Annotated in this window: 27 protein-coding genes and 1 pseudogene; 11 read left to right on the top strand and 17 right to left on the bottom strand. The window is 37.4% G+C overall.

Annotated elements, in window-relative coordinates:
* Window positions 1-18: 18 nt before the first annotated feature.
* Together BTO08_RS17710 and trmY are read right to left on the bottom strand one after the other, a co-directional pair.
* A complete protein-coding gene (locus tag BTO08_RS17710) occupies window positions 19-1479 on the bottom strand; it encodes a peptide MFS transporter (RefSeq protein WP_105061930.1) in 1461 nt (486 codons plus the stop codon).
* A 404-nt stretch (window positions 1480-1883) separates the two neighbouring features.
* On the bottom strand, window positions 1884-2480 hold the full coding sequence (gene trmY / locus BTO08_RS17705; protein WP_005366015.1) for a tRNA (pseudouridine(54)-N(1))-methyltransferase TrmY: 597 nt from the start codon (window positions 2478-2480) through the stop codon (window positions 1884-1886).
* Between the two features lie 176 nt (window positions 2481-2656).
* On the opposite strand from trmY, the gene BTO08_RS17700 reads away from it, so the two are divergent.
* Together BTO08_RS17700 and BTO08_RS17695 are read left to right on the top strand one after the other, a co-directional pair.
* A complete protein-coding gene (locus BTO08_RS17700; RefSeq protein ID WP_105061929.1) occupies window positions 2657-3100 on the top strand; it encodes a DUF3429 domain-containing protein in 444 nt (147 codons plus the stop codon).
* A gap of 30 nt (window positions 3101-3130) precedes the next feature.
* The gene (locus BTO08_RS17695) at window positions 3131-3532 is read left to right on the top strand and encodes a thiol-disulfide oxidoreductase DCC family protein (protein WP_105061928.1); all 402 of its coding nucleotides are present in this window, start codon (window positions 3131-3133) and stop codon (window positions 3530-3532) included.
* A gap of 10 nt (window positions 3533-3542) precedes the next feature.
* On the opposite strand, the gene BTO08_RS17690 is transcribed toward BTO08_RS17695, so the two are convergent.
* Complete coding sequence (locus BTO08_RS17690; RefSeq protein WP_105061927.1) at window positions 3543-4445, bottom strand: LysR family transcriptional regulator; 903 nt, start codon at window positions 4443-4445, stop codon at window positions 3543-3545.
* 200 nt (window positions 4446-4645) lie between these two features.
* On the opposite strand from BTO08_RS17690, the gene BTO08_RS17685 reads away from it, so the two are divergent.
* The 4 genes from BTO08_RS17685 (at window position 4646) to BTO08_RS17670 (ending at window position 11215) form a co-directional block, all read left to right on the top strand.
* A complete protein-coding gene (locus tag BTO08_RS17685; RefSeq protein WP_105061926.1) occupies window positions 4646-6352 on the top strand; it encodes an alpha-keto acid decarboxylase family protein in 1707 nt (568 codons plus the stop codon).
* A 325-nt stretch (window positions 6353-6677) separates the two neighbouring features.
* The gene (locus BTO08_RS17680; protein ID WP_105061925.1) at window positions 6678-8561 is read left to right on the top strand and encodes a methyl-accepting chemotaxis protein; all 1884 of its coding nucleotides are present in this window, start codon (window positions 6678-6680) and stop codon (window positions 8559-8561) included.
* A gap of 298 nt (window positions 8562-8859) precedes the next feature.
* Complete coding sequence (locus tag BTO08_RS17675; protein WP_242446293.1) at window positions 8860-9468, top strand: DUF1826 domain-containing protein; 609 nt, start codon at window positions 8860-8862, stop codon at window positions 9466-9468.
* A 391-nt stretch (window positions 9469-9859) separates the two neighbouring features.
* Window positions 9860-11215: a DUF4397 domain-containing protein gene (locus BTO08_RS17670; protein ID WP_105061923.1), complete on the top strand. Its 1356-nt coding sequence runs from the start codon at window positions 9860-9862 to the stop codon at window positions 11213-11215.
* Window positions 11216-11345: 130 nt separating this feature from the next.
* Here the strand turns inward: BTO08_RS17670 and BTO08_RS17665 are convergent, their stop codons facing one another.
* From BTO08_RS17665 to BTO08_RS17620, 11 genes and pseudogenes are all read right to left on the bottom strand, one after another.
* Complete coding sequence (locus tag BTO08_RS17665) at window positions 11346-11723, bottom strand: hypothetical protein (RefSeq protein WP_005366036.1); 378 nt, start codon at window positions 11721-11723, stop codon at window positions 11346-11348.
* Between the two features lie 140 nt (window positions 11724-11863).
* Window positions 11864-12427, bottom strand: a complete 564-nt coding sequence (locus BTO08_RS17660; protein ID WP_431356677.1) for a pyridoxamine 5'-phosphate oxidase family protein — start codon at window positions 12425-12427, stop codon at window positions 11864-11866.
* A gap of 165 nt (window positions 12428-12592) precedes the next feature.
* On the bottom strand, window positions 12593-13069 hold the full coding sequence (locus BTO08_RS17655; RefSeq protein WP_105061921.1) for a GNAT family N-acetyltransferase: 477 nt from the start codon (window positions 13067-13069) through the stop codon (window positions 12593-12595).
* Between the two features lie 34 nt (window positions 13070-13103).
* Window positions 13104-13664, bottom strand: coding sequence for a dienelactone hydrolase family protein (locus BTO08_RS17650; RefSeq protein ID WP_105061920.1), 561 nt, complete (start codon window positions 13662-13664; stop codon window positions 13104-13106).
* A gap of 191 nt (window positions 13665-13855) precedes the next feature.
* The gene (locus BTO08_RS17645; RefSeq protein WP_105061919.1) at window positions 13856-14515 is read right to left on the bottom strand and encodes a hypothetical protein; all 660 of its coding nucleotides are present in this window, start codon (window positions 14513-14515) and stop codon (window positions 13856-13858) included.
* Window positions 14516-14829: 314 nt separating this feature from the next.
* Window positions 14830-16362 (bottom strand): phospholipase D family protein, encoded by a 1533-nt coding sequence (locus BTO08_RS17640; RefSeq protein WP_105061918.1) that lies wholly within the window; start codon window positions 16360-16362, stop codon window positions 14830-14832.
* A gap of 563 nt (window positions 16363-16925) precedes the next feature.
* Window positions 16926-17150 (bottom strand): hypothetical protein, encoded by a 225-nt coding sequence (locus BTO08_RS17635; RefSeq protein WP_198038499.1) that lies wholly within the window; start codon window positions 17148-17150, stop codon window positions 16926-16928.
* Between the two features lie 121 nt (window positions 17151-17271).
* A pseudogene (locus tag BTO08_RS22535) lies at window positions 17272-17631 on the bottom strand (isochorismatase family protein); the annotation flags it as partial.
* Window positions 17632-17664: 33 nt separating this feature from the next.
* Window positions 17665-17823 (bottom strand): isochorismatase family protein, encoded by a 159-nt coding sequence (locus tag BTO08_RS22530; RefSeq protein ID WP_198038498.1) that lies wholly within the window; start codon window positions 17821-17823, stop codon window positions 17665-17667.
* Between the two features lie 352 nt (window positions 17824-18175).
* Complete coding sequence (gene arsC, locus BTO08_RS17625; protein WP_105061917.1) at window positions 18176-18610, bottom strand: arsenate reductase (glutaredoxin); 435 nt, start codon at window positions 18608-18610, stop codon at window positions 18176-18178.
* Window positions 18611-18639: 29 nt separating this feature from the next.
* A complete protein-coding gene (locus BTO08_RS17620) occupies window positions 18640-19779 on the bottom strand; it encodes a PcfJ domain-containing protein (RefSeq protein ID WP_105061916.1) in 1140 nt (379 codons plus the stop codon).
* Window positions 19780-19986: 207 nt separating this feature from the next.
* Between BTO08_RS17620 and flgM the strand changes: the two genes are divergently transcribed.
* From flgM to BTO08_RS17605, 3 genes are all read left to right on the top strand, one after another.
* On the top strand, window positions 19987-20268 hold the full coding sequence (flgM, locus tag BTO08_RS17615) for a flagellar biosynthesis anti-sigma factor FlgM (protein ID WP_045152449.1): 282 nt from the start codon (window positions 19987-19989) through the stop codon (window positions 20266-20268).
* Window positions 20269-20298: 30 nt separating this feature from the next.
* Window positions 20299-20766, top strand: coding sequence for a flagellar protein FlgN (gene flgN / locus BTO08_RS17610; RefSeq protein WP_105061915.1), 468 nt, complete (start codon window positions 20299-20301; stop codon window positions 20764-20766).
* Between the two features lie 69 nt (window positions 20767-20835).
* The gene (locus BTO08_RS17605) at window positions 20836-21573 is read left to right on the top strand and encodes a lytic transglycosylase domain-containing protein (RefSeq protein ID WP_105062686.1); all 738 of its coding nucleotides are present in this window, start codon (window positions 20836-20838) and stop codon (window positions 21571-21573) included.
* A 290-nt stretch (window positions 21574-21863) separates the two neighbouring features.
* Here the strand turns inward: BTO08_RS17605 and BTO08_RS22380 are convergent, their stop codons facing one another.
* On the bottom strand, window positions 21864-22016 hold the full coding sequence (locus BTO08_RS22380) for a hypothetical protein (RefSeq protein WP_198038497.1): 153 nt from the start codon (window positions 22014-22016) through the stop codon (window positions 21864-21866).
* Window positions 22017-22423: 407 nt separating this feature from the next.
* Here BTO08_RS22380 and BTO08_RS17595 point away from each other — a divergent pair, with 407 nt between their 5' ends.
* Both BTO08_RS17595 and BTO08_RS17590 read left to right on the top strand, forming a co-directional pair.
* Window positions 22424-23233, top strand: a complete 810-nt coding sequence (locus BTO08_RS17595; protein WP_105061913.1) for a PhzF family phenazine biosynthesis protein — start codon at window positions 22424-22426, stop codon at window positions 23231-23233.
* Window positions 23234-23354: 121 nt separating this feature from the next.
* Window positions 23355-23645: a YkgJ family cysteine cluster protein gene (locus tag BTO08_RS17590; RefSeq protein WP_105061912.1), complete on the top strand. Its 291-nt coding sequence runs from the start codon at window positions 23355-23357 to the stop codon at window positions 23643-23645.
* A 70-nt stretch (window positions 23646-23715) separates the two neighbouring features.
* Here the strand turns inward: BTO08_RS17590 and BTO08_RS17585 are convergent, their stop codons facing one another.
* Together BTO08_RS17585 and BTO08_RS17580 are read right to left on the bottom strand one after the other, a co-directional pair.
* Window positions 23716-24303, bottom strand: coding sequence for a YceI family protein (locus tag BTO08_RS17585; RefSeq protein ID WP_105061911.1), 588 nt, complete (start codon window positions 24301-24303; stop codon window positions 23716-23718).
* Window positions 24304-24350: 47 nt separating this feature from the next.
* A complete protein-coding gene (locus BTO08_RS17580) occupies window positions 24351-24896 on the bottom strand; it encodes a cytochrome b (RefSeq protein WP_105061910.1) in 546 nt (181 codons plus the stop codon).
* Window positions 24897-24908: the final 12 nt, after the last annotated feature.

Below are 24908 nucleotides of genomic sequence, written 5' to 3'. Positions count from 1 at the left end.
TGATAATGTATTTAGTCGTTAATCAAATTCTGGCTGATTACGGTTTTTAAAATTCACCAATAATCCCATCACCAGTACCACAACCGTCACAATTAAAATTGACTGGAATACGTGGTGATATTGCGCAGCAGAAGTAATTAAATCTATTGCATCACCTTGTGGTGTATTGGTTGACGTTAACTCAGCAATGTTTGCTGCTAAATAGTTTGCTACCGAACCACCCATTAACATGTAAATACCCGCAACCGTACCTGTTGCTCCTTGCGGATTCATACGCGTAATTGCAGCTAACGCGACAGGGTCAATAAATAGCTCAGCAATGCCAATGAAAAACAAACCAATAAATAGCCATAGGAATGTTGTATGACCTGTAGCCATTGCTAGCTTAGAAGACAATGTGATCAAACTAAAGCCCGCAGTTAATAGAAACAAACCCATGTTTAATTTGGTTAATGTACGAACAGAGATCTGACGTGACGATAATACTTTCCACAACCATGTTACCGCAGCACCACCCACAATAACGGCTACAGGATTAACAGATTGAAAGAAGGCTGTTGGAATATGGTAACCAAAAATATCAGTATCAATATTACGCTCGATGAATAAGCTGATTGAACTGCCACCTTGCTGATCAAATGCCCAGAACACCATACCAAAAATCATAAAATACATAATTGAGTGAAGTTTCTTACGATCTTCAGCATCACTCTTACGGTATAAACGCAACATTTGTAGTGCCGAAAATGCAAGAATCACGGCAAGAATGTAGCCAGCTAATAAATCTTTAAGTACAAACACCAGACCTACCGCAGCTGCAACGACACCGAGAATGATTAAGAACCAGTGACTAATACCAGCTGTTTTTTGTGTTAACGCAGCTTTATTTGCTTTTTGTACATGGACAAAGTTTTTACGGCCCGTACTAAAAATGATTAAGCCAATAAACATACCAATACCTGCAAGAGCAAAGCCCACATGCCATCCCCAACGGCTTGCAGCATACCCACAGAAAATTGGTGCGAGTGCAGAACCAATGTTACCGCCTATATAGGATATAGAAAATCCTGATTCACGCGCGCTTTCATGACCTTTATATAACTCACCCAACAAGCAGCTTGAGTTAGTTTTAAAAAAACCATAACCACAAATAATTAATGCTAACGCTGAATACAAAGTCGTATGATCGTTACTCGGAATACTCAATACAACGTGACCAGCAACCATCAATAAGCCGCCAATAACAACAGCCCAATAATTACCCAAATATCGGTCTGCTAAATAACCCCCTAAAATGGGTGTCACATAAACTAAAGATGTATATGCACCATATAGTGCATAAGCATGTTCATCTGACATTAAGAGTTTTTGGGTTAAAAATAGAATTAATAGCGAACGCATGCCGTAGTAGCTAAAAAATTCCCACATTTGTATTGCGATGAGGTGAAAAAGCCCTTTAGGCTGAGAGGATAATTGCATATTGATTCCTGTAAAAAGGCCCGTTTAGCTAACGGTTGTCATTCTTATGGGTGTGTTTATACCTACGGTATTTAGGAATGAAAATACACTGAACTTCTCTAAGCTCAAGCATATTCTTACCCCATATTTAGTATCTTACTTTTCATAGTTTTAGGCATTTAACCGTTGCTTCACTAGAAATGGTTTATTCCATTTACAAGCATTAAACAAACATCATTCCATTTTTAGAACCAACAAAGCATCATTTTTGAAAATTACTAATTTTTCATAATGTTATAGTCAAAACACGTCAATACAATAAGATCCTCACTAGAAAATATGCGATATAAATCACAACATTGATGCAACAAAAAAGCCGTAACAATCGCTGTTACGGCTTTAATAAAAGAGACCTTTACATCTCGTTATAGCGTTAAATCTAACTCATTATGAATTAATACGATGCATTGAGAGGCAAATAACATCTTAGGACCTAAGCTAATCTTCTGCGCGCCTAAGCGTTTTAAGCTGTTATAACTTTTCTTAGGCATTGGCATATGATCTGTTAATAAGAAACAAGGGTTCGCAGCAAGTTCAATATCTCGAACAAAATCCCCTTTCTTATCTAACATGTATAATTGGTAGTCTTCAGCGAGTTCAACCACCAGCTTTTCAAAACTGATCGTACGAACAGTGATCCCCGGTTCTACATTTCGACATTGTTCTTTACCCATGCCTAATGATTTATCAAGCGCATGAGTGATCTTATCTAACCATGCTTGCTCATGAAAGCCGGTTAAATTAGTAATATCATTTGAATTAAAGCTAATGGTACGAGAAAAGTCTTGCGTACTTTCAAGCACTAAATGCACCATAATATCTTCGCGGTGAGACTGCGCCACAAAAATAGCATTCATTAAAACGTGAGCCAAAATTTCAGTATGAGCATCTTGACCAACAGATGCTAACAGCATTTTACTGTCGGTGGGTGCAGAACGGGCTCTTAAGACGAAAGCGCGCATAGTTAATATCCTAGAAGTTGAAAGTGACACTAGCATCGCTACACAAGGGTATATACCAATCATATACCTACAGCGAGCGCGATATTATCCCCGCTTTTCATCAATATGTAACCCCCATTGATCAGATTCCTATTTTTAAGCGTATTAAATTAGTCATTCAATAACGACTAGGAAATATGAACACAATCATTCGATCCCCGACCCACACTCTTGGCTATCTAGGTCTTATTCCTTTTGCTATAAGTGCACTTGCTATCAGCCTTGAGATAAGTATTTTTAACACTTCAGCTTTGCTAATCTTCGTCAGTTATAGTGCTATTATTCTTAGCTTTCTTTCTGGCGTTATGTGGGGAAACAGTCTGAATCACAAGGAAAATTCAACCAGTCGGTTTGCTTTACTCTTGAGTAACTTTTTTGCGCTACTCGCTTGGTTTTCGCTATTACATTCAACAGATCACTACACTTGGGCTATTGTTGCATTAATGCTGGGTTTTATCTGTATTCGTATCGCCGAAATAAAATTTAACTCCACTCATCAAGATGAGTATTATCAACAATTACGTAATCGTCTCACCACCTGTGTTTGCGGATTACATGCGGTTTTATTTGCAATTACGTAAACAAGGAATAAGAAACATGGAATAAGAAACATGGAAAAGATGATCATCTTTTATGATGGAAGTTGTCCACTTTGTGTCGCTGAGATGAAGCAACTTCGACAACTAAATGCACATCAAAAACTACAATTTGAAGATATTCTTGTGCCTGATTTCAACCAGCGCTTTCCTGACATATCAAAAGAAAAAGCTAGCAGCATTTTACACGGTTTACTCACTACTCAAACAGGTGATGAACAACAACTTTTACTTGGTCTTGATGTCACTTATAAAGCATGGAATCTTGTTGGTAAAAAGAAATGGTTAAAATTACTTAGGCTTCCAGTGATACGTATCGTTGCCGATAAAGCATACTTATTTTTTGCCAGAAACCGTTATCGTATTTCCTATTTGTTAACCGGGAAATCACGCTGTAGTAGCTGCTCAATTGATTAATTGGCTTCAATTAAGCTAAATGTTTAACAATATGATCAATCACTATCTTGCTTTTTCTATTATGTGATTTATCTTTTAGATAAATGAGTGAAATACAGCTTTTATCTTGAAAAGGTGTCGCTGTATATTGCGGTAATAATTCAACAAGCTGTTGATTATTAATAAATACTTCAACCATTTTGCGAGGAAGTAACGCTATACCACCGTGGCTCAATACTACTTGCAACAGTGCCAGCGAACTATTACTGGAAATATGATTCGATGCTAGTTTTATAGTACTTAGATTATCAGAGTGTTTTTCGTGCAGATACCAGTAATTAGAAGGTTGGGTAAACACCTGTTTTATCAATGAATGTTGGTTTAAATCATTACTTACCTTTATTACAGGGTGAGAGCCGATATAAGTTGGCGAAGCGCATAAACAATAATCAACGCTTTTTAATCTTCGAGCAACAAACGAAGCATCTTTGTTTTCTTCCATATGAATATACAAATCATAATCTGCACCATAAGGATCAAGATCTTCCTCACCATGATTAAGGTATATAGTAAGTTCAGGCCATTTTTTCGTCAATTCAGGTAAAAGTGGGGCAATGTAATGAGCGCCATACCATAGTGGTGCACAAATTCTAATATTCCCCTGAATTTGCTGTTGTTGTACCGCGATGTCTTCACTTAACTGATTGATTTGCTCACAAATGCTGCTTCCTTTTTCATAGACCATTAGCCCAGTTTCAGTGAGTGCTAATGTACGAGTATGACGGATTAATAATGGCGATTTAAACTCATCTTCTAATAATTTTACGTATCGCGATATGGAAGATACTGAAATATTTAACTCTTTCGACGCTGTAGAAAAACTGCCATGTTTAACCGTTGCAACAAAGCATCGTAATGCTTCCAGTGAGTGCATGATACCCAATACTCATAAATTAATAATAGTTTGTAATTATATCGTAAATAAATAATGGCTTCTTTCGAATAATTGCAAAAGTCTTTCTTAATTATTCTAATTTTCAAATACCTATTTTTCAGCAATGATAATTACCAGAAACCATTCTTATTTAATTTACGCATCTTGTTATTTTTGATGTTTATCTGGCAGAAAAAATTATGAAAGAAATTACTGTTGTTCAATATTTAATTAACGCATTAAAAACAATTAATATTCACCATGTTTTTGGTGTTCCTGGGGATTTCGCTTTTCCAATCAATGATGCCATATGTGAAGATGACAATATTGAATGGATTGGTAGTTCAAACGAATTAAACGCATCTTATGCTGCTGATGGATACGCTCGAATTCATGGTGTCGCAGCACTCTGTACGACTTATGGTCCAGGAGAATTAAGTGCACTATGCGGTGTTGCCGGCGCTTATTCAGCTCACCTACCTGTTATCTTTATTACAGGTATGCCGAGTGAAAAAGTCATGGCCTCTCATGCGCTGATTCATCACACATTAGGTGATGGTCAATTCGGCACTTTTGCGAAAATGGCGGACAATGTTGTTGAAGCTAGTACAATTTTAACTGTTGATAATGCTGAAAAAGAAATTAATCGCGTGATTCAATTAGCATTATCGGCCAAACGCCCTGTCTATATTGCACTTCCTGAAGACGTTGCATTATCAATATTACCAGCACCACAGGAATTCAATTTTACTTTTGAACCACAAACAGGCTCAGATGATGTGATCCAACTTGCTGAGTTAATTGCATACAAAATCAACAATGCAACCCAACCTTTAATTATGGTCGGTGAGCACCTTCGTGTTTGTCATGCACAAAAACAAGCATTACGACTACTTGAAAAAGCCAATTTACCTTTCTCAACAATGTTTGCTGATAAAGCACTACTTGATGAAACACATCCGAACTTTATTGGCTTATGCGATGGTAAAGTTATTAATAAACACATCAACGATTATGTAGAAAGCTCTGATTTCATTTTAAACCTTGGCGCACTATTTACAGATTTTAATACTGGCGCTTTTACTATCCAGTGGCCTGAAGATATCGCCAATATCTACCAAGATAAAATCAATATTAATAAACGCCAACATCCCCCTGTTAACTTTTGTCGTTTATTAGAAACACTAACCCCACTTATCCATCCTCGTACCAACACATACAACTGCTACATGGGTTATAGTCACTTAGAGCCTGCGGCAAATACAGAAAACAATCATAACGATCTTATCACTGCGCATTCACTCTACCCTCGACTAGAAACCTTCTTTAAAGAAGATGATCAAGTTATTGCTGAAACAGGGACAATATCAATGGGGTTAGGTCTTGCTCGTCTACCTAAAGGTGCAAGATTTGAAAATCAAACACTATGGGGAAGTATTGGTTGGGCAACTCCTGCTGCATTTGGCGCAGCCATTGCCAATCCTTCTTGCCGTACAGTATTACTTACCGGTGAAGGATCTCATCAGTTAACAGTCCAAGAACTAGGACAGTTTCATCGTTTTGGACTAAAACCTATTGTTATCGTACTAAACAATAATGGCTATTTAATTGAACGTATCTTGTGTAAAGATCCAATGATTAACTATAACGATTTGTGCCAATGGAATTACAGCCAACTACCTCAAGCCTTTGGCGCAAAAGATTGGTTATCAATGAAAGTTACGACTAATGCTGAACTTGATCACGCTTTAGAGCTAGCATCTACAGCAACGACAGGTGTATACATTGAAATCGTTACCGCAATGATGGAAACCGCAGCCTTAGCAGCTAACTTAGCATCACAGCTTAACCCTCAACGTGGTTTACAAGTTCATGTGCCACCAGTACAAGAAAAAGAATTCGCATAAATAAAGAATAAAACCCAATACAACATAGCATAACTTAATATCAACATAGCGGTTGACTGCATTCAGCCGCTACTCTGCATCAATATACGCTAGAGTTTTAGTACTTGTACTCGAAAAAAAATAAAAAACTATTCCTCTCAAAAATTAATACTAATACAAACATAAAATTAAGAATAACCTGCCACCAATCAGACCACATATAGTCATTAAATTGACCATCTTGATTCTTTTTAGCGATACCTCAAACTTTTGCATTTATTTACGTGCATCAAAAAATAACACTCTCTAAACTCGCATCACTTTTAACCCACATTTTAAGACAACAATGCAACTATCACTAAAACAAAAGCTGATCAGCGCGAGCTTGTCTGCTGTTGTCCTTATGGCAACAGCATTAACTTGGCTTGCTGCCAGTAATTTACAGCAACAAACTGACGAAAATATCTTAGATCGCGTACAAAGCGTAGCAACAACTGCTACCAGCGGTATTGAAGATTGGATCAATATCCGTCGTAGTATTACCTCCTCAGTCAAAGAGCCTTATCAGCAAGGAGATCTTGTACCTTTCCTAAAGCAGGCACGTGATGCTGGCGGTTTTGACGATATCTACTACGGTACCGTTGCAGGACAAATGCTTCGTTCACACCCAGAGCGTAATCGTGCAGGTTATGATCCTCGTACACGTCCTTGGTACAGCGATGCAGTAAACAATAACAAACAAGTGATCACCACGGCTTATCAAGACGCTATTACTAATGCCCTATTAGTAACTATTGCCGAGCCTATTCGCAATAAAGGCGAGCTAGCTGGTGTCATCGGTGCTGATGTGCTAATTGATCAACTCATTAACGATGTGATCAGTTTGAACGTCGGTGATAATGCTCATGCCATGCTGATCGACAAAAAGAATGGGACTTTCCTTGCTCATTCTGATAACTCACTGTTATTAAAACCGATTGCTAACTACAGCAATCAGTTAAACATGGGCAATATCGAGCAAAGCGCCAATAAAAACAGCTTAGAGCAGTTATCAATCAAAGGGAAAGATAAACTATTTTACTTTGCGAATATCCCAAATAGTGATTGGGTCTTTGGTCTTGAAATGGATAAATCCACAGAAGAAGCCAGCTACTATTCACTATTAACAGAGTTAATCATCACTGCAATTGTGATCACTTTGATCGTAGTTATCGCGGTAGCATGGCTAGTAAACTATCTTCTTCGCGATCTTGACCGTGTATCAAAAGCACTGGCTGAAATTGCAAATGGTGAAGGTGATTTAACGCAACGTTTAGAACCAAGAAGCCACGATGAAGTAGGTAAACTTGCACTAAACTTCAACCAGTTTGTTGGTAACATGCACCAAATGGTAACTCGGTTACGTCATGTTTCAGAATCACTTAATCAACAATCTCATATAACCGCTTCACAAGCCGAAGAGCGCAGCACCCGTATTCAGCATCAGCAAGATGAAATTAATATGGTCGCAACAGCAATCAATGAAATGGCAGCCGCCACGCAAGAGATTGCCGCCAACGCAGAAAACACCGCAAGAACATCAGAACAAACGGTAACCGCCTCTAATCACGGTGCGACACAGGTTAACCAAAGCCAACAGTCGATCAGCACACTAGCGCAAGAAGTGGATACAGCAACATCTGTGATCAGTGAGCTAAATAACCATGCTCAAAGCATCACAACGATCCTATCAACCATTCAAGGGATTGCAGAGCAAACCAACTTATTGGCATTAAATGCCGCAATTGAAGCAGCTCGAGCCGGTGAGCAAGGCCGAGGATTTGCTGTTGTTGCAGATGAGGTACGTGTACTTAGCCAACGAACTCATGCATCAACTCAAGAAATTCAGCAAATGATAGAGACCCTACAAAAAACCACAGGCCAAGCTGTGAATATCATGGATGATAGCCGTCATCTCTCTGAAACCAGTGTTGATGATGCAAATGCAGCAGCAGTAAGCTTGTCACAAATTACCACTGCCGTAACGACGATCAATGATATGGCGACACAAATAGCTTCAGCCGCTGAAGAGCAATCTTCCGTAACATCAGAGATAACCCGTAATACAGAGGGAATTCGTGATGTTTCTAATGAACTTGCTGTAGAAGCCAATGAAGCCGCAAAACAGGCAGCTGAGCTATCGAATTTATCTCATGAGCTACAACACGAAATCAGTCGCTTTAAACTGTAAGTTAACTAACATTCAATAACCTCAAAGCCAGCACAATCGTTGCTGGCTTTTCTATATCTACACCTATCCCACTTCAACATGACAGATCATATCAAAACAGCTATTGTTAAACTCACATCTTATTTGTTATGTTATAACATAACAAATAAGCCGCGATTTATAATTTAAAACTAACCGTTAACCTTAACGCATCAAAGTCGTCCTCTGGTTAACCCAGTCAATGTGAGAATAGTCAGCCATGAATGTAGCCACCATCGACCATCACTTAAATAGTACTAATAATACAAGCAATTTATGCATGGCTCCCCAACCTACCGTATTCACTAATATCTATCGAAACAACATTAATATTGCGGTGTGGCAGCGCAATCTCAGCTCTGAACTCACGCATGAAATTGAAACATTCCTTAGCGATAATCCAACATTTAGAAAGTCGATATCCCTTTCTCCTGAAACCGTACGAGAAGAACTTGATCTGGCTACACAACGAAAACTACCTAAAGCGCTAGTTGAAAACATTGCACAATTGGTTGATATGTTCTGCTGTTTATTTGATCTAAAAGAAGTCGGTTTGAGATTAACAGCATTAAATAACGCTATGTGCCCACGTTTCCATGTAGATCATATTCCTTGCCGATTGGTAACGACCTTTCATGGCACTGCATCTCAATGGTTGCCTAACAATAAAGTTGATCGCACAAAACTGGGACATGGCAATAATGGGCTGCCAGATGAAACATCGGGGTTATATCAACAACATTCTGATATAGAGCAATTATCTACGGGTGATGTGGCACTGCTTAAAGGAGAAGCGTGGGCTGGAAATGAAAATCTTGGTATTGTTCACCGCTCCCCTACAACATCGCCAAACGAAACACGATTACTTATGACGCTAGACTTCTGTTAAATTAATAAAAAATAAAGCCAGCATCTATTGCTGGCTTTATAAGATAACTAGCATTTGCTGTTTCATATCTACTCCTGTAGCAATATTTTTAATATCAACGTTTAATCCCACTAATCCTTCATAGCGAAGTTACAACTTCATTTTAAGCCTCCAATTAAAAAAATTTATCAGTGATACACAGCTAATGTGAACTTCAAAAGATGGACTTTCTTCATTTACAAGACTTATATAAACCAACGAGTAATATGAAACAAAGCTATATCTCATCTTATTAAGTGACATTCCTCCCAAGAGACTAACCGACGCGTAATATCATTTTTTTACTAGTGAACCGATATATTCATATGCCCGTAGCAATTTTCCAATAATCAAAAAAGGAAAGAGGCTTCATATGAATAAAACAACACTTACATTACTTACAACTGCGGCATTAATCTTAAACGGCTGTGACAGTGATTCTCATGATGAAAATGAAACAACACATACTGAAATGCCTACTTCACAGTTAAGGGTAACGCATGCAAGTTCGGATGCTCCGCTTGTTTCTATTTTAATGGATGGTGATGTGGTAAGTGGATTATCTAATGTTGATTATCAACAAGGTAGTCCATTACTCACTGTTGATTCAGGCAGTCATGATCTGATTGTGCGTGGACTTCTTGCAAACGATGCTACCGCTGATGTGATAACAGCAAACGCAGTAAACCTTGCACCAGATATGCAGTATGACGTCTTTGCTGTAAATAACGTGAGTGCTATAGAGCCAGTGATCCTTTCTCGTTCTAATGAAGCCCCTGATGACCAATCCATTCGTGTCGATGTGTTACATGGACACCCAAACGTTGGTGGTGTTGATATTCACGTAACAACCGATCCGAGTATCAGTGCAGATACAATTGCAGTTTCTGATCTTACCTTTAAAGAAGATGATGCGAATCTACCTGTTACACTTCCAGCTGGTGATTACCGAATAAGGATCACGTTAGCAGGTAAGAGTACTGATGCCGATGTGGTATATGACAGTGGTAACATCGCATTAGATGGCGGTAGCGATTTAATGGTAACAGCAGTACCTAATGTAAGCGGTGGTGCAGTCTCCCCTGTCAATCTTCTTGTTGCAGACGGAACAAGCGTTAATGTGCTTAGAAATACCGGCGAAAAATCAACAGTGCGTGTTGGTCATGCCGTCGCTGATTTAGGTGATGTCGATGTAAGAGCCAGTGGCAATGTTGTATCTGGACTTGATTCGATCAGCTATGAAACAATTAAAAGCCTTGATTTAACACCGGACAGTTATGATTTAACTGTCACTCCTTCTGGAGCAACAACACCTGAAGCTATTAAAGCTCCGGGCACCACTTTTGCAGCAGGATCTGAAACAACCATTTTTGCCGTCGGACAATTTGCCGCTCAGTCTATAGAACCTGTTGTTATTGAAGATGATTTAAGAAGTATTGCGTCATATGCAAAACTAAGAGTCGTTCATGCTAATCCAATAGCAGGTACAGTAGATATTCACGCTGCTCCTACAGGTACAGGATTCTCAGCCGATACTGCGGTATTAAAGAATGTGAATTTCAAAGACTCTGCTGTACTTAACGTGGGTAAAGGTAACTACGACTTCGCTGTTGCAGAAGCAGGTACAACCAATGTATTACTAACAGCAGATAATGTAGCTCTTGCGGGAGGTAACGTGGCAACCGCTTTTGCAACTGAAGATTCAATTGCGTTAAACGTCGACAAATAAAAACCTTAAAAAACATAACAAAAAGTCCGCAACCTTTTGTTACTAGGCACTAGTAACAAATTAATTGCGGATTTTTCATTGGAATTAGGCTATCAAAAGCATTGCCTTATAATTGCAACGCTAAATTAAACTAGTCGTCAATACCGCAATCAGTGCAACTTAGCAGTACGATTTCGTGTTCAAATACACCTACATCACTACCATCAGCAAAAAGTTCAGCAACTTCTTCTGCTACTTCTTGTTCATCTTCAGCTTTAACTTGGTTCGCTAATTCTTCTTCAGAATAACCGTAGAAATTAAGCAGTAGATAATCACGAGCTTCATCTTTTGTACAAGTTACATTCACCGACACTTCTGGCTCAACGTTATCTTGCGCAATAATCGTAGACGCTTGTGCAATAACATCTTCTTTCATCGCTGCGGTTAACCAACCAAGATCAATGCTTACTGTGTTTTTTTTACAGTTAAAACATGGCAGTTTCTGAAAGTAATATTGAAAGTCAGTCATAGATAATTTCTTCTTTAAATGTTGTTTTGCAAGATTATGAGCGTTTTCTAGCAAAATACTAGCGTAACAGGCAGTGAATACGTTATATCGTGAGTGGTTTGATGAAGTATTAAGCACTCACGATATAATCGCTTAATTCGTTACTCTACGTCCAAGCCTGATCTTTTCGCTATTTCAGTTTCAAAGCCATCGATACTCTTTTGATTCTTTTTAAGCCAATATTGCTCAATTCCTTCGACACCTTGTTTTTTTGACCAATTCGCCAAATCATCACGATCCCCCTCATAGCTAAAGTACGGAACCGATTTGCCACAAGACGACTGAACAAAATCAATATCTAAGATAAATATTTGTCTAGAAGCGACACTTTCTGGAAATAGCTGCACAAACTGCCCCCATTCCTCATCTTTAGCATGTAAGACTTTTGCCTTCCCATATACTCGAAAAATGAGCGGAGCTCCTTCAAATGCACAGAACATGAGTGTCATTCGTGAATTTCTAATAACATGTGATGCAGACTCATTACCGCTACCTGTTAAATTTAACCACGCTATTTTTTTTGAATTGATCACTCTCAAGGAATCACCACCTTTAGGTGACAAATTCACATTACCGCTCTCAGCTGCAGTACCAACAAAATAGATTTTTTGGTTTTCGATAAACTCTATATGTTTATCTGATAATTCAGAAAATTGTTTACCCAAAATAGTCATCTCCATATTAAGTATTCAATACAAGGGATAGCGCCAGATTTAAGACAAACTAGTTGGCTATAGGTTGAGATACAAAATACATCCTATTATTTGTCTATGAGATCACCTAATTTTCATTACCTAACCCGAGATGACTGAAGATAAAAGTGATAAACCTTAATTCTGAATGAGATACAAATTCCCCGTTTCAAATTCATTCTCAACAGCACACTTTATTTTCCAGCCTAATTTCTTAGCAACCTGTTGGCTTGCTATATTATCAGAGGCAATAAATACATTAACTTGGGTGAAATCGATAGTATCAGACAGTTTAGCGATTGCTAATTCACACATAATAATAGCTAACCCTTGCCCCCAAAATTTCCTACGCAGGAAATAACCAAAATCCAATTCACCATCAATTAACGACATTCCACAAAAACCGATAAACTCATTCGTTTCAATAGACCGAAAGGCAAACCTATGCTCTGCTTTTTGCTCATTAATAAACCATGCTTCTGACTCTTTATCAGTTAATGGACGCCTTGGGCCTAGAAATCGCATCGTTTCTTTATCTTGAAGTAAATCGAAAACAGCACATCTATCACTTTCAATAAGTTGTGATATTTCTATTTTATTTTGATTCAACAACATCACATAAACCTTATAATTAAATGATTAATATAAATTATATTTTTCTTATTCTATTCAGAATGTATTCAAATCCCATCGTCTCAGCTTGTTTATCATAAGCATCAGATAAACAATTCATAAAACCGTGTTTATAAGGCATGATTTGAGTCGTTACATTTATTCGATGAAGAAGTGCTGTATTCATAGTTAAAACGTCAAAAGAGGCTTCTTTTTTCGGAAAAATAACCGCTGTTGGTACTTTCGGCTCAATATCCGCGTGATTACGTATTTGTGAAGGATAAAAACAAAGAATGCTTTTACAATCAGATGCGACTAATTCTGATATTCGCCAAGCAGCATTTGCGCCTGCGCTAAAACCTATTAGTACATCAGGCTTATCTTTTAATACTGACTCACGAACTAAAGATAAGTAATCATCATGCCCACAATCTTTAATAAATTGCTCATACGCAGCTTTTTCACTAGAAAACTCAAAGCGAACACCTTGGTAAGGGTCAACGATTTTTACACTGTCAGTATGCTGAGCAATAAATGAGGCCATCTTATCTGTGGTTTTACATAAACCAAAAATATCGGTGATAATAATAACCTTCATAAATGCTCCTTTATATAATTATCCTATAGCAGATACTAATAAATATGTTATTAATACTGAAGTGAGTAACAAATAAACTTAGAAGCCAACCGTGAAACAATAGAGAAAAGAGCAACAGTTTCATAAAAAGAAAAAGCCAACATTAGCTGCTGGCTTTTCATTTATTGTCACAAATTACTACATGCTTAGAATTACATGTATTGAGCGCAACTTACAACCATATTAGCAGGAGAAAAACGTTTAATGATTAGCACATTTGCATAGTAACGCTCTGCGTACTCATCACTTTCACCGTTGATAGCGATTTCTTTTGATTCAAAATCAACGACCAAGTTATTGGGTAGTTTACTTTTACGTAAGTACTTTATAACCCAATCACTTGTATCTAGTATGGTAGGAAACACTAGCGCACATTCACGAACCGTATTTTCCTTTGTATAAAACTCAAACATACTAACGAAGCGTTTAATTGCCTTTTTAAGATCTGAGCTAGACATCTCAAAATCTTTTACATCAATAATAAATGTATCTTTTGATTTGTCATTTGAAAGGAAGATATCAACTCTTCCATCAACTTTATTATCTTTTTTCCATGACTTAGTTTTTTTCTTAAACTTTTTATTTAAAGTCACTTCTTCTGAAACGATAGCATAAGGGATTCTTTTTTTATTCTGATCTAACTCAATAGTGAAATCGTCCCCTGAGTGATGATAAAAGCCTTTCATTAATTCTTGTGCAATGGCAACTTTATACATGTACTCTGTATTAACATTTAAAATGCTTTCTTGATATAACCAGTTTTGTTGCACTGAGCTATCTAAGCCATTAAACAATCTATCTTTAAATTTCATACAAACCCTGTAATTATCTAAATTCTAGTCTTAGGAGAAACCTAACACTTACAGATGAAACAAATCTTAATATAAGTATTTATATATCGTATCATTTGATAGATAAAGATAAACAAGGTTTTAACAATTAATCTTACTATAACAAAACACCAGAAACCATTATTACAAACAATTATCATTAGCACCTTTATTTACACTAAGTAATACTACTCTTTATTATGTAATAAAATTAAAAGCAAAATTAAACACCCTGTACTAATAATAAAAAAGCCAACCTAGTGGCTGGCTTTTCAATCTATTTCTAATATTAGTGCTTACAAATACTTCTCTATTGGCAATAACTGCAATAATTCTGATTTCATACGATCCCATTGTTTAGTGTTCGGTTCACTGTCCCATATTTCGTTACCCGAATGCCAATACACATCGCCATCATCCAGACTTAAATGCCAACTGTTACTGTCTTGCATCGCGCTCTCTAAGGTCGTAGCAAGCTCTGTGGCAATCTTAGGGTTTTCAATCACCAATAGCGACTCAGTATTAAGATAGGTAGAACGTAAATTGAAGTTAAATGAGCCAATCGTCGCTATTTGATGGTCAAATACCGCTGATTTAGCGTGTAAACCGTATACCGCATTCGGTGCACATTTGTCGTTATCTTGAATAACAATCTTGCATAACTTAGCGTCAGGCTTTAATTCATATAAATCCATGCCACTTTCTAGCATCTCTTGGCGACGGCCTGCATAACCAGAGTGATTCGTCACTAGATCATTTGATGCCATTGAGTTTGTCAGCGCTTTGATCTCCACGCCCTTTTGCGAGAGCTGTTGTAAACCCGCTAGCTGTTTATCATCAAAGACTAAATATGCCGATTCAATAATGATGTCATTTTGTGTATTTTTCGCCAATTTAGATAAATACTGCGCCGTTACTTTTGGCTGATCAGTATTATTAACATCATCTGGAATTGGCTTATCTGCAATGTATGTGGCTTTGACTCCAGTCATCTTCTTTAACAGCGTTGATAAGTGCGTCATGGCTGCCTTCTGGCTTTGAGGCAATGCCGGGTAGTTTTTATACTCAGGTACAGGAATACTGCTAAGCATTAACTGTGGTAGCGGTTTAGCTTTATCCCTCAATAAATCAACTGAATATGCCCATTCACTATTCCAATAATCATTGAAGCTATGCTGAACATCAGCGACAACTTTTCCACTTGCTAATACATCACGATCACGTAAGTTCAGCTCATGGGAAAGATCAAAATACTCATCACCAATATTACGTCCACCAACAACAGTAAAAGCACCATCAACAGTGAAAGATTTATTATGCATACGACGATTTAAACGTGAAAAGTCCCCTACAAAGCTTATCCATTTGCCAGCATTACGGGTTGGGATAGGGTTAAAAATGCGGATATCGATATTAGGGTGTGCATCGAGTTTTGTTAGCAGTGCTTCACGATCGTTTAGGTTAATATCATCAAGCAACACACGAACATAAACACCACGATCAGCGGCTGCTACTAGACGACTCGCTAAATAACGACCAGAGCTATCTGAATTCCAAATATAGTATTGAATATCTATCGTATGTTCGGCAGCTTCAACCAAAGCTAGACGTTGAGCCAATGCATCCCAGCCCGTATTTTGCACCAGTACTGCGCTTGGTGTTTGTGTCGTTATAAATGGATTATGGCGATCGTTTAATGTCGATAAAGCACTGGTTAATTTTGGTGTTAGTGGCGCATCAAGATGCTCTGCTTGTTTAGGCAGTGACGAACACCCTGTCAGAATAGTGATAAAAATAACACTTGCACCTATCACTTTATTTATTGGCATGTATAACAATATCCTTATTCTGTAAGCCGCGATTCATTCGCTTTTGATTTAATTTTACACCCACATTGCCATTATTTAATAATAGCCAGCAACAAGCTAGTTATCTAAACCGTCAATCAAATACCGTTAAGCCAACCACACTCATTTCACCATAATCTATTCCATTCATTGTTAACTTTTCGTCATCGAACACTAAAAATACTAGATTTGTACTTTTTGTTACTGGAAGGATTTCGACGAGTACGTGATTATGGTTTGCTGCGTGGTTATAACAGAAATAGCGTCATCGAGTTAACGCTTCAGAATTAAAGAGGGTTTCATTATAAATCTGAGTGTTAACGTTATTGGCTCACACCAAGGATAACGCTCGATTTCTTTTTGGCATCACCCTTCATGATATTTTCAATATTTACTTATATAAAGTGGCTTGGGCTTGTCCAACACTTCGGATAGGTGTCGGGGACGCGACACATACCCTTGTTCGTTAGGTGTGTGCTTCAACTGTACAACTAAATATTTTGGAGAATACGGAACCAAACAAATACAAAGTTAGTGGCGATACTTTAGACATCTTCGTGCCAAATTTGGTTTAACATCCTCCCCTTGCTGAAGGTTTTTTCACTGCCATCTTCAAAGTTGACCACCACTTGGATGTCATTTTCATCATCAGATAATTGCACCCAATCAACCCATTCTATAACAGGTGAGATTTGTCCATCTTCAAAGACTATCCGGAACCCTTCGCCCAAATTTTCAGACAATACTAGTTCTATATTTTCTTTATTCATGCACAGTTTTTCCATGAAAGTTTTAATACACCTAACGACTGCCATAAACGGCGCAAAACACACGGCTATACTTGAGCGAAGCGAAAATGCCGTGCGTTTGAAGTCCGATTTGATGGCTTTGTTATGCAATTTCATTTAATACATCGACAGTCGATCGAACAACACAAAATTCTTCATTCAAACTTGCCAAATGAATTTTATGGATATCATCAGCCGAATATTTAGTACCGTCGTAACCTAAGCGATCAAATGTTGCTGTTGCATCGAACACTACAGTTACCTCGAATCCAAAATTTCCAGCCATACGAGTTGAAGTTGATACACAATGATCTGTGGTTAAACCAACAATAACCAAAGAATTTATGCGGTTACTTCTTAGATGGTTTTCGAGATCAGTTCCTATAAATGCACTATTCACTGTTTTAGTGAAGACTTTTTCACCACTTAGAGGTAATGCTTCATTTTTAAATTCATTTCCTGAACAATCTAAACGAAGTGGTGAATTTTTCTCTACTTAACAATGCTGAATATGAACTATTGGTAGTTCTTTTTCTCTCCACTTGGAAAGCAGCAAAGTTATATTTGATTCAGCTTCTGGATTGTTTCTTCTTCCCCAATAAGGATCATCAAACCCTTTTTGAACATCAATAATTATTAAAGCTGGATTTTTCAAATAACACCTCTTACTTCGCATAACAGTATATTAATAAGCATTCTTACTTTTACGCTATATTAATACAGCAATTTTTCATCATTCTAATAAATAAAAACATTTATTTTCATTAACTTGGTCGCAAAAAAAACACTTTTAATTGATTGCTTTTGATAAAAGTAAGAACTGTTTTTAACCCGTCGAATTAAAAACACACCATGAATATTACAAATACATATCAATCACTTACAAAGAATTGAGGAAGTTAAGAAATTGAGCATTGTCTTATCCGAAATACGAAAAAAGCTCTGACTTTCATCAGAGCTTTAAACATGTCTATTTATACTTACTTAAGTTGTAGTGGCAAAAGCAATTACAGTAGACGGTTTCCGTTGGCATCGATGATGACTTCACCATCTTCTTTAATTAGTGGTCCTTTCGGCCAGTTTTCTAGCACATCTAATACCGCTTCACTAGGGCGACACAGTTTTACACCTTTAGCCGTACATACGATTGGGCGGTTCACCAATACAGGGTGCTCTAGCATGGCTTCTAGGATCACTTCATCTGATACGTTTTCATCTAATAAACCGAGCTCTTTTGCTGGTGATTTACTGGTACGTAGTGCTGTGTGTGGGGTTAAATTTGCCGCTGCAAATAACGCTTGAAGTTGAGGTTTCGTCCACCCTTCTTGAATGTATTCAATCACTACAGGCTCATAGCCTGCATCTTGGATAATTTGCAGCACATTTCTTGAGGTACCGCATTCTGGATTATGGTGAATAACAACATAGCCGCTATAAGTCATACTTTATAGCGGCCTCTATTTTCAAATAATTATAACGGCCTGTACTTTTTCACTTCTTTATCAAACCACTGATAAATCTTTTTCAAAGTTTCTTCGGAGGCAGTGCAATTTTTATATCCACGAATTTGATCTATCGCATACGGTCTAGCACTATGTTTGTTAATGCTAATACCAATAGTCACCCGTTTAGGATAAGGCTTAGTAAAAACCGAATAAGTCTTAGCTCTTATCTTTCGGTGATAGCTCATAATACAATGTTCTTGCTCTGCAGATTCTTGTAATAATTCACCATAGGTACATACCGCATAGATCCCATGATCGTAACAATCATCAAAGGGGATATCATAAGGAATATGCGCATCTTCAGGACGAGATTCCTTTAATCGAATGCGTTCTTGCACCCAATGATTATGTAATTCAACTAATGCTTGATACGACGACAGCTCACTGACTCTTTTATTAGGGTTATCTATGTTTATTTCATAGCCAAGCATCAAAGTATCAAAGATATACCCCATACACGGCCAATCAGGACGACGTTTATTCTCAGATAACGCAATACCCAACTTTGAACCAGTCAGCTCTGGCATATTTCTATCGACAAAAAAGCAAAAGTCATTAACATGATCATAATGTTTAAATCTTAAATATAATTTATCTGTCGGATTTAAATAAATTCGGATCATGTACATCGCTGATCCCATCGTTTTACTGAATTTTAGTTTATCTAAAAATCGTAATGCCGCTTTACTACTCTCTAAATTAAAGTGGGATAGAATTAACCTCTGCCCCATTTCAGCAACTTTTAATGCTTGATATTTATCAACTTTATATCGATCACAAATTAACGCTAATAATATACCGCGCTGTTGTAATATCTGACTGGCAGCGCTTGAGTTGGCAGCAAGCCATAATATTAAATATTGATACTCACTATAGTTGGACGATAACGCAATATAGTCCACAGGAATTTGAGCTAACCATTCAGTACCTTCGGTAAACTCAGAGAGTAACTCGAGACTTAATCCTAAATTACCTTCTAACGGTTCAATATCACCATTGGTATAAACACGATAACCATCAAAGCCCTGCTCCCAACCATTAATAACAATATCAAAGTCATAGCCTAATGTTGTTGTGGGAATGGTTAACGATCCGTCTTTTATCATGTTCACTTATCGCCTATAAGTTAGTCATACTGGAATGTAAGCTATGCCTTTTTACTCAAAACCGAAAGCCAATATCGCTATGCTTGCATCATTACGATATTAAATAATCAATTTTTGATAAAACGATAAAATTCTCATTTTTTATTTAATCTTCCTATGTGACCGGTCGCCCAAGTACATTAAGCGTATTGTGTAGGAATAAAAATGATGAAAATAGATAAAGTTGCCACTTCGCAGTTTCCCCATGCCCAGTTAAAATCATCAGAGCAACAACCAAGCTCTCAGACCGTAAAAAATAGCGCTATCAACACGCCCAGCACCATTGACAGTCAACGCTTAGCACAAGCACAGCAACCACTAAGTGCCTTACCTGATGTTGATATGGCAAAAGTTGAACAGATCAAAAACGCCCTAAATCGTGGGGAGATAAATTTAGATATCGAAGCGCTTTCAAGCGCGATTTTGCAATTTCATACTGGTCATGAATAAGCACATTGCTAATGTTATATGGAGTAAAATATGCCTAATAAACCCAATAAACAGCAAATGATCACTGTGCTTATAAAAGATATTCAGTGCGATATCGTTGATTACCGCCAACTTTATAAACTGATGCTAAAACAGCACCAATGCTATTTGAAATTTGATGGCGTATTACTTTCGCAACTAACGGAACAACAGTTGCCACTGCTTAGTCAACTTACACAACGAAGCCAACAGCGCGCACAACAACTACACAATCTCGGCTTACCGATTAATAATCAAAGCATGAATAAACTGATCTACGCTTTACCAAATGCAATACAGAACAAACTTCAGCAACAATGGCAGACCTTAGAAACGCTAGTAAAACAGTGTCATGATTTAAATCAGCGTAACGGGATCTTATCAGCGAACTTCAGCGAAATACTCAATCAAGTGTATGCTCAAATACCCCAACAAAATGACAATAACGCTTATAGCACACCGCATTTAATGCAGTATTAAAGGCTAATGAGGTATCATTTGGGCAATAAAAAATGCACTATCCTCTCTCTACCTCTCAGTATGTTAATCATGCTGATTTTGTTATTGTTCGCCAATCCTAACCAAGCAGCCACGCCAATACCGACCAAGTACAAAGCGAAGTTTGAACAGCAGGTCAGTAAACATTACCAACGGTTATCACCCCATAAAAAAGTGATCGATAAACAGTTCACCCGCCATAAAACCACCGTTCAACATATTATCAAACAGCTTGATGATCAAAAGCTGCCGCGCAGTCTGGTATTAATACCAATGATTGAATCGACATTCGATCGCCATGCAGTCTCTCATGCAAAGGCGGCTGGCCTTTGGCAGCTCATGCCCGCAACAGCAAAGCGTTTTGGTTTAACGGTCTCAAAGACTAAAGATGAAAGATTCAATATTGCCCGTAGTACCGAGGCTGCAATGCAATATCTGATCTTTCTCTATAACAAATTTGATCAAGATTTAAAGCTAACTTTAGCCGCTTATAACTCAGGGGAAGGACGTGTACAACGGGCATTAAAACGGGTCGTGGATAAACATTTTTCAGCTCTACGCTTACCTAATGAAACCGTTGATTACGTGCATAAGTTTTATGCTTTAGAAAAGTTGGTCGATCTTAATGCTTTAGCAAGCTCAATACCGAGTACTCACTCTCCCTTCGCAATCAGTACAGTATCTATTAATAATGATGTCGTATTTCTAAAACAATTATTTGAAACCAAAACAGTGATTAACATGAAACCCATAAAGCCAATCATTACGCTTAAATCTTTATCAGACTAATCTAAAGAAAACATAATTAATCAGCAGGTTACCTAGTTGCAATAAAACGTTAGGAGAAAAAGAGAATAGATAAAAACTCTAGTTAAATAATGAAATTTACGGTAATAACAGAGGAAGTTTACGGCGCCCAAAAATCTGAGCGCATAATGTTATTTGTTTCTCAGATACTTGGTCATAATTTATAAGGCTTTGATATAAATTGCTAAGGTAGTCTCGTTCCCAATTACTTAATTTTTCAGAGTAGAGTAATAATGCATCATTAATCTTCTGAGCTATTAATGAGCTATTGATCATAGCTCCCACTCTTTATCCCATTCGCGCTGCATTTGTAAGTTTTCAATTCGCTCGCGAACACTCACTTTTCTTTCTGTTGCTTTTGGTGCTACTTTTTTCTTTGCTTTAGTTTCTGTAGTTGTACGTTTGGCGTCAGTTTGCTTTGTCATGAATATCTCTCTGTTAATACATAATCGTAAATAGCTATATCGGTAGATAATTAAAATGTTGCAATTACCAAGCAATAAAGGTGCATGATATGGAAAGGTATAGATAAACTGGGAGGTCAATATATGGCTTTGGTAGTAAAATTATTCAATTTATTAAAAGTAATATAAAGACTTGTTTACATAATACCAAAATTATTGCATAACTTCCACACAAACATTTTCAATCGCATTTGTAAACTGCTTTTTTCTAACCAAATACCTTGAAGTTCGCTTATATAAATAAATGAAATTAAGATTATCGATAACATGGAAGAATAAAAACTTTTATACATCAATAACCTAACATTGGGCTAACAACAAGCGCAGGGCAACTTGCTACGATAATAAAAAATAAGAGTAGGTAATAAATGAATATCGAGATCTATCAAGTTGATGCTTTTACCAATGAAACGTTTAAAGGCAACCCAGCGGGTGTTTGCATTACAAAAGAAACGTTATCGGAAGATTTGATGCTATCTATTGCAGCGGAAATGGCAGTATCCGAAACCGCTTTTTTATCATTAAATAACATGAAGTTAAAATGGTTCACACCTCAAGCGGAAGTAAAGTTATGCGGTCATGGTACACTTTCTGTTACGCACATTTTAAAAGAAAAAAGCCTTTTTAACGTTAATGATACCGTGACATTTAATACTCTATCAGGGCCATTAACAGCCTTAATTAGATCATCAACTATAGAACTCGATTTTCCGGCACCAATACTTGATTTTAATATCACACCATCCACAGAATTGTTAGCGTCTTTAGGCATTGAAGCTACACATGTTATTGCTTATGGTATTTTTGATTCGAAGATATTTATTGAAGTTGATAACGAAGAGATTGTATTAAATCTTGCGCCAAACTTTGATCGCCTAACAAAAATTGATGGTCGTGGCGTATTAATTACTGCACCAACTAAGCGTGATGATCTTGATTTTATCTCTCGCTTTTTTGCCCCTTGGGTTGGCGTTAATGAAGATCCCGTAACAGGTTCAGCACACTGTGCCTTAACACTTTACTGGTCAGAAAAGCTCAATAAAGTAAAACTTAATGGTTATCAAGCATCTGCGCGTGGTGGATATGTCAGCACCGAGTTATTACCCAATGGACGTATAAAACTCATAGGCTCAGCGATTACAACCATAAAAGGTACAATGCAATTACCTAATATATAACGACATCTGATATATACGATATTTAGAACATGGCACACCATTTGAAAACATAAGATAGCAATGCCGTTTTGGGGTATGATGCGGCATTGAGTTACTTAAAGATAACTGTGTTTTTCAAGCTATGAACATCCCAATTAAAAATGAAACCACACCTGAAGTCTCTTGCTCTAACTGTAAAGCATGCTGCTGCCGTTTAGAGGTGATGATTATCTCAGATACTGGTGTACCAGAAAGGCATATCAAACGAGATATGTGGGGAAGTGAAACTATGCTTCGGCTCGCTGATGGTTGGTGCTCTGCACTTGATAGAGAGACCTTCATGTGCACGATTTATGAAAACCGCCCTTGGATTTGCCGCGAATTTGAAATGGGCTCTTACGAATGTGTTGATGAGCGTGCTGAATTTCTATAGCTCCAATATCTATCACTAACGAGTTAGCACTTACGTTTTATATAAATGCTAACTCGTCTACCTAACTCAATTAAAGACGGATCCCTTCAATATTAAGCTCTAGTTCAACCTCTCTAGAAGCAGGGCCTAAATTTGTTTTAATATCATAATCTTTTAATGAGATCATTGTAGTACCAACAAATCCACGACGATAGCCGCCCCATGGATCATTACCTGCACCAACATGTTTAACATCAATCGTAACCGGCTTTGTAACGCCGTTTAACGTTAAATCCCCTGTCATAATAGCGTTTCCATCACCCAACTCTTTAAAAGAGCTGCTAACAAAAGTCGCTTCTGGGTATTTATCAACATTTAAAAAATCACTGCTACGTAGATGTTTATCACGTTCAGCATGGTTTGAATCCACACTCGCCGTTGCTATATTCACTTTAACTTTTGATGCTTCAGGCTGCTTTTCATCATAGCTAAACTCGCCATCAAAGGTATTAAAACGCCCTACTAACCAACTGTAACCAAGATGCTGAATCCGAAATTGAATCGATGCATGTGAGCCATTGGTATCGATTTTATAATCGTCTGCTAACGCAACAGATGACATACTAGCTGCTGCTAAAAGTGTGCAAGGAATAAAAGATCTTAGTAGGCGTTTTTTCATCATAATCTCCGTTTATGTCGTAATACGTCTTACTCTAATTTTTGTCATTATGCTTTGCCTAGCATGCGTTTTAGCGTGTTATCTTTATCTACAAAGTGATGTTTTAACGCACCTACGGCATGTAAAACAGCAAAACCAATTAACACACAAGCACCATACCAGTGAATAGTACCTGCAATATCTTCTTGATTTTGAATACTTGTAAGCGTTGCTGGAATATCAAACACACCGAAAATACTGATCGCTCTTCCATCTGCCGTGGAGATCAAGTAACCACTGAACATCACCACAAATAACAATAAATACAATATCCAATGCGTTTTTTGTGCAAGCCATTGTTCCCACTTAGCATGACTAGAAAGAGGCGCTGGTGCAGCAGTAAATGTTCTTATTAGCAACCTTACGATCAGTACAAAGAATAAGATCAAACCAATGCTTTTATGGGTATCAGGTGCCGTTTTATACCAAGCATGATAATAATTTAAATCAACCATCCACCAGCCTAGCGCAAATAATCCAACTACCACCAGCGCAACCAACCAGTGAAGTAAAATAATCATGGGATTCCAATTTTTATTTGGTATTTTTTTCATGGTTATTCATTC

This window comes from Photobacterium angustum (assembly GCF_002954615.1).
GTDB classification, from domain to species: Bacteria; Pseudomonadota; Gammaproteobacteria; order Enterobacterales; family Vibrionaceae; genus Photobacterium; species Photobacterium angustum_A.
Note: the sequence above shows the minus strand (reverse complement) of the source record. Positions and strands in the feature narration are given on the sequence as shown.

Coding starts and splice junctions, on each gene's coding strand:
- BTO08_RS17710 (WP_105061930.1), bottom strand. CDS start 1,479: ATGCAATTATCCTCTCAGCCTAAAGGGCTTTTTCACCTCATCGCAATA.
- trmY (WP_005366015.1), bottom strand. CDS start 2,480: ATGCGCGCTTTCGTCTTAAGAGCCCGTTCTGCACCCACCGACAGTAAA.
- BTO08_RS17700 (WP_105061929.1), top strand. CDS start 2,657: ATGAACACAATCATTCGATCCCCGACCCACACTCTTGGCTATCTAGGT.
- BTO08_RS17695 (WP_105061928.1), top strand. CDS start 3,131: ATGGAAAAGATGATCATCTTTTATGATGGAAGTTGTCCACTTTGTGTC.
- BTO08_RS17690 (WP_105061927.1), bottom strand. CDS start 4,445: ATGCACTCACTGGAAGCATTACGATGCTTTGTTGCAACGGTTAAACAT.
- BTO08_RS17685 (WP_105061926.1), top strand. CDS start 4,646: ATGAAAGAAATTACTGTTGTTCAATATTTAATTAACGCATTAAAAACA.
- BTO08_RS17680 (WP_105061925.1), top strand. CDS start 6,678: ATGCAACTATCACTAAAACAAAAGCTGATCAGCGCGAGCTTGTCTGCT.
- BTO08_RS17675 (WP_242446293.1), top strand. CDS start 8,860: ATGGCTCCCCAACCTACCGTATTCACTAATATCTATCGAAACAACATT.
- BTO08_RS17670 (WP_105061923.1), top strand. CDS start 9,860: ATGAATAAAACAACACTTACATTACTTACAACTGCGGCATTAATCTTA.
- BTO08_RS17665 (WP_005366036.1), bottom strand. CDS start 11,723: ATGACTGACTTTCAATATTACTTTCAGAAACTGCCATGTTTTAACTGT.
- BTO08_RS17655 (WP_105061921.1), bottom strand. CDS start 13,069: ATGTTGTTGAATCAAAATAAAATAGAAATATCACAACTTATTGAAAGT.
- BTO08_RS17650 (WP_105061920.1), bottom strand. CDS start 13,664: ATGAAGGTTATTATTATCACCGATATTTTTGGTTTATGTAAAACCACA.
- BTO08_RS17645 (WP_105061919.1), bottom strand. CDS start 14,515: ATGAAATTTAAAGATAGATTGTTTAATGGCTTAGATAGCTCAGTGCAA.
- BTO08_RS17640 (WP_105061918.1), bottom strand. CDS start 16,362: ATGCCAATAAATAAAGTGATAGGTGCAAGTGTTATTTTTATCACTATT.
- BTO08_RS17635 (WP_198038499.1), bottom strand. CDS start 17,150: ATGAATAAAGAAAATATAGAACTAGTATTGTCTGAAAATTTGGGCGAA.
- arsC (WP_105061917.1), bottom strand. CDS start 18,610: ATGACTTATAGCGGCTATGTTGTTATTCACCATAATCCAGAATGCGGT.
- BTO08_RS17620 (WP_105061916.1), bottom strand. CDS start 19,779: ATGATAAAAGACGGATCGTTAACCATTCCCACAACAACATTAGGCTAT.
- flgM (WP_045152449.1), top strand. CDS start 19,987: ATGAAAATAGATAAAGTTGCCACTTCGCAGTTTCCCCATGCCCAGTTA.
- flgN (WP_105061915.1), top strand. CDS start 20,299: ATGCCTAATAAACCCAATAAACAGCAAATGATCACTGTGCTTATAAAA.
- BTO08_RS17605 (WP_105062686.1), top strand. CDS start 20,836: ATGCTGATTTTGTTATTGTTCGCCAATCCTAACCAAGCAGCCACGCCA.
- BTO08_RS22380 (WP_198038497.1), bottom strand. CDS start 22,016: ATGACAAAGCAAACTGACGCCAAACGTACAACTACAGAAACTAAAGCA.
- BTO08_RS17595 (WP_105061913.1), top strand. CDS start 22,424: ATGAATATCGAGATCTATCAAGTTGATGCTTTTACCAATGAAACGTTT.
- BTO08_RS17590 (WP_105061912.1), top strand. CDS start 23,355: ATGAACATCCCAATTAAAAATGAAACCACACCTGAAGTCTCTTGCTCT.
- BTO08_RS17585 (WP_105061911.1), bottom strand. CDS start 24,303: ATGAAAAAACGCCTACTAAGATCTTTTATTCCTTGCACACTTTTAGCA.
- BTO08_RS17580 (WP_105061910.1), bottom strand. CDS start 24,896: ATGAAAAAAATACCAAATAAAAATTGGAATCCCATGATTATTTTACTT.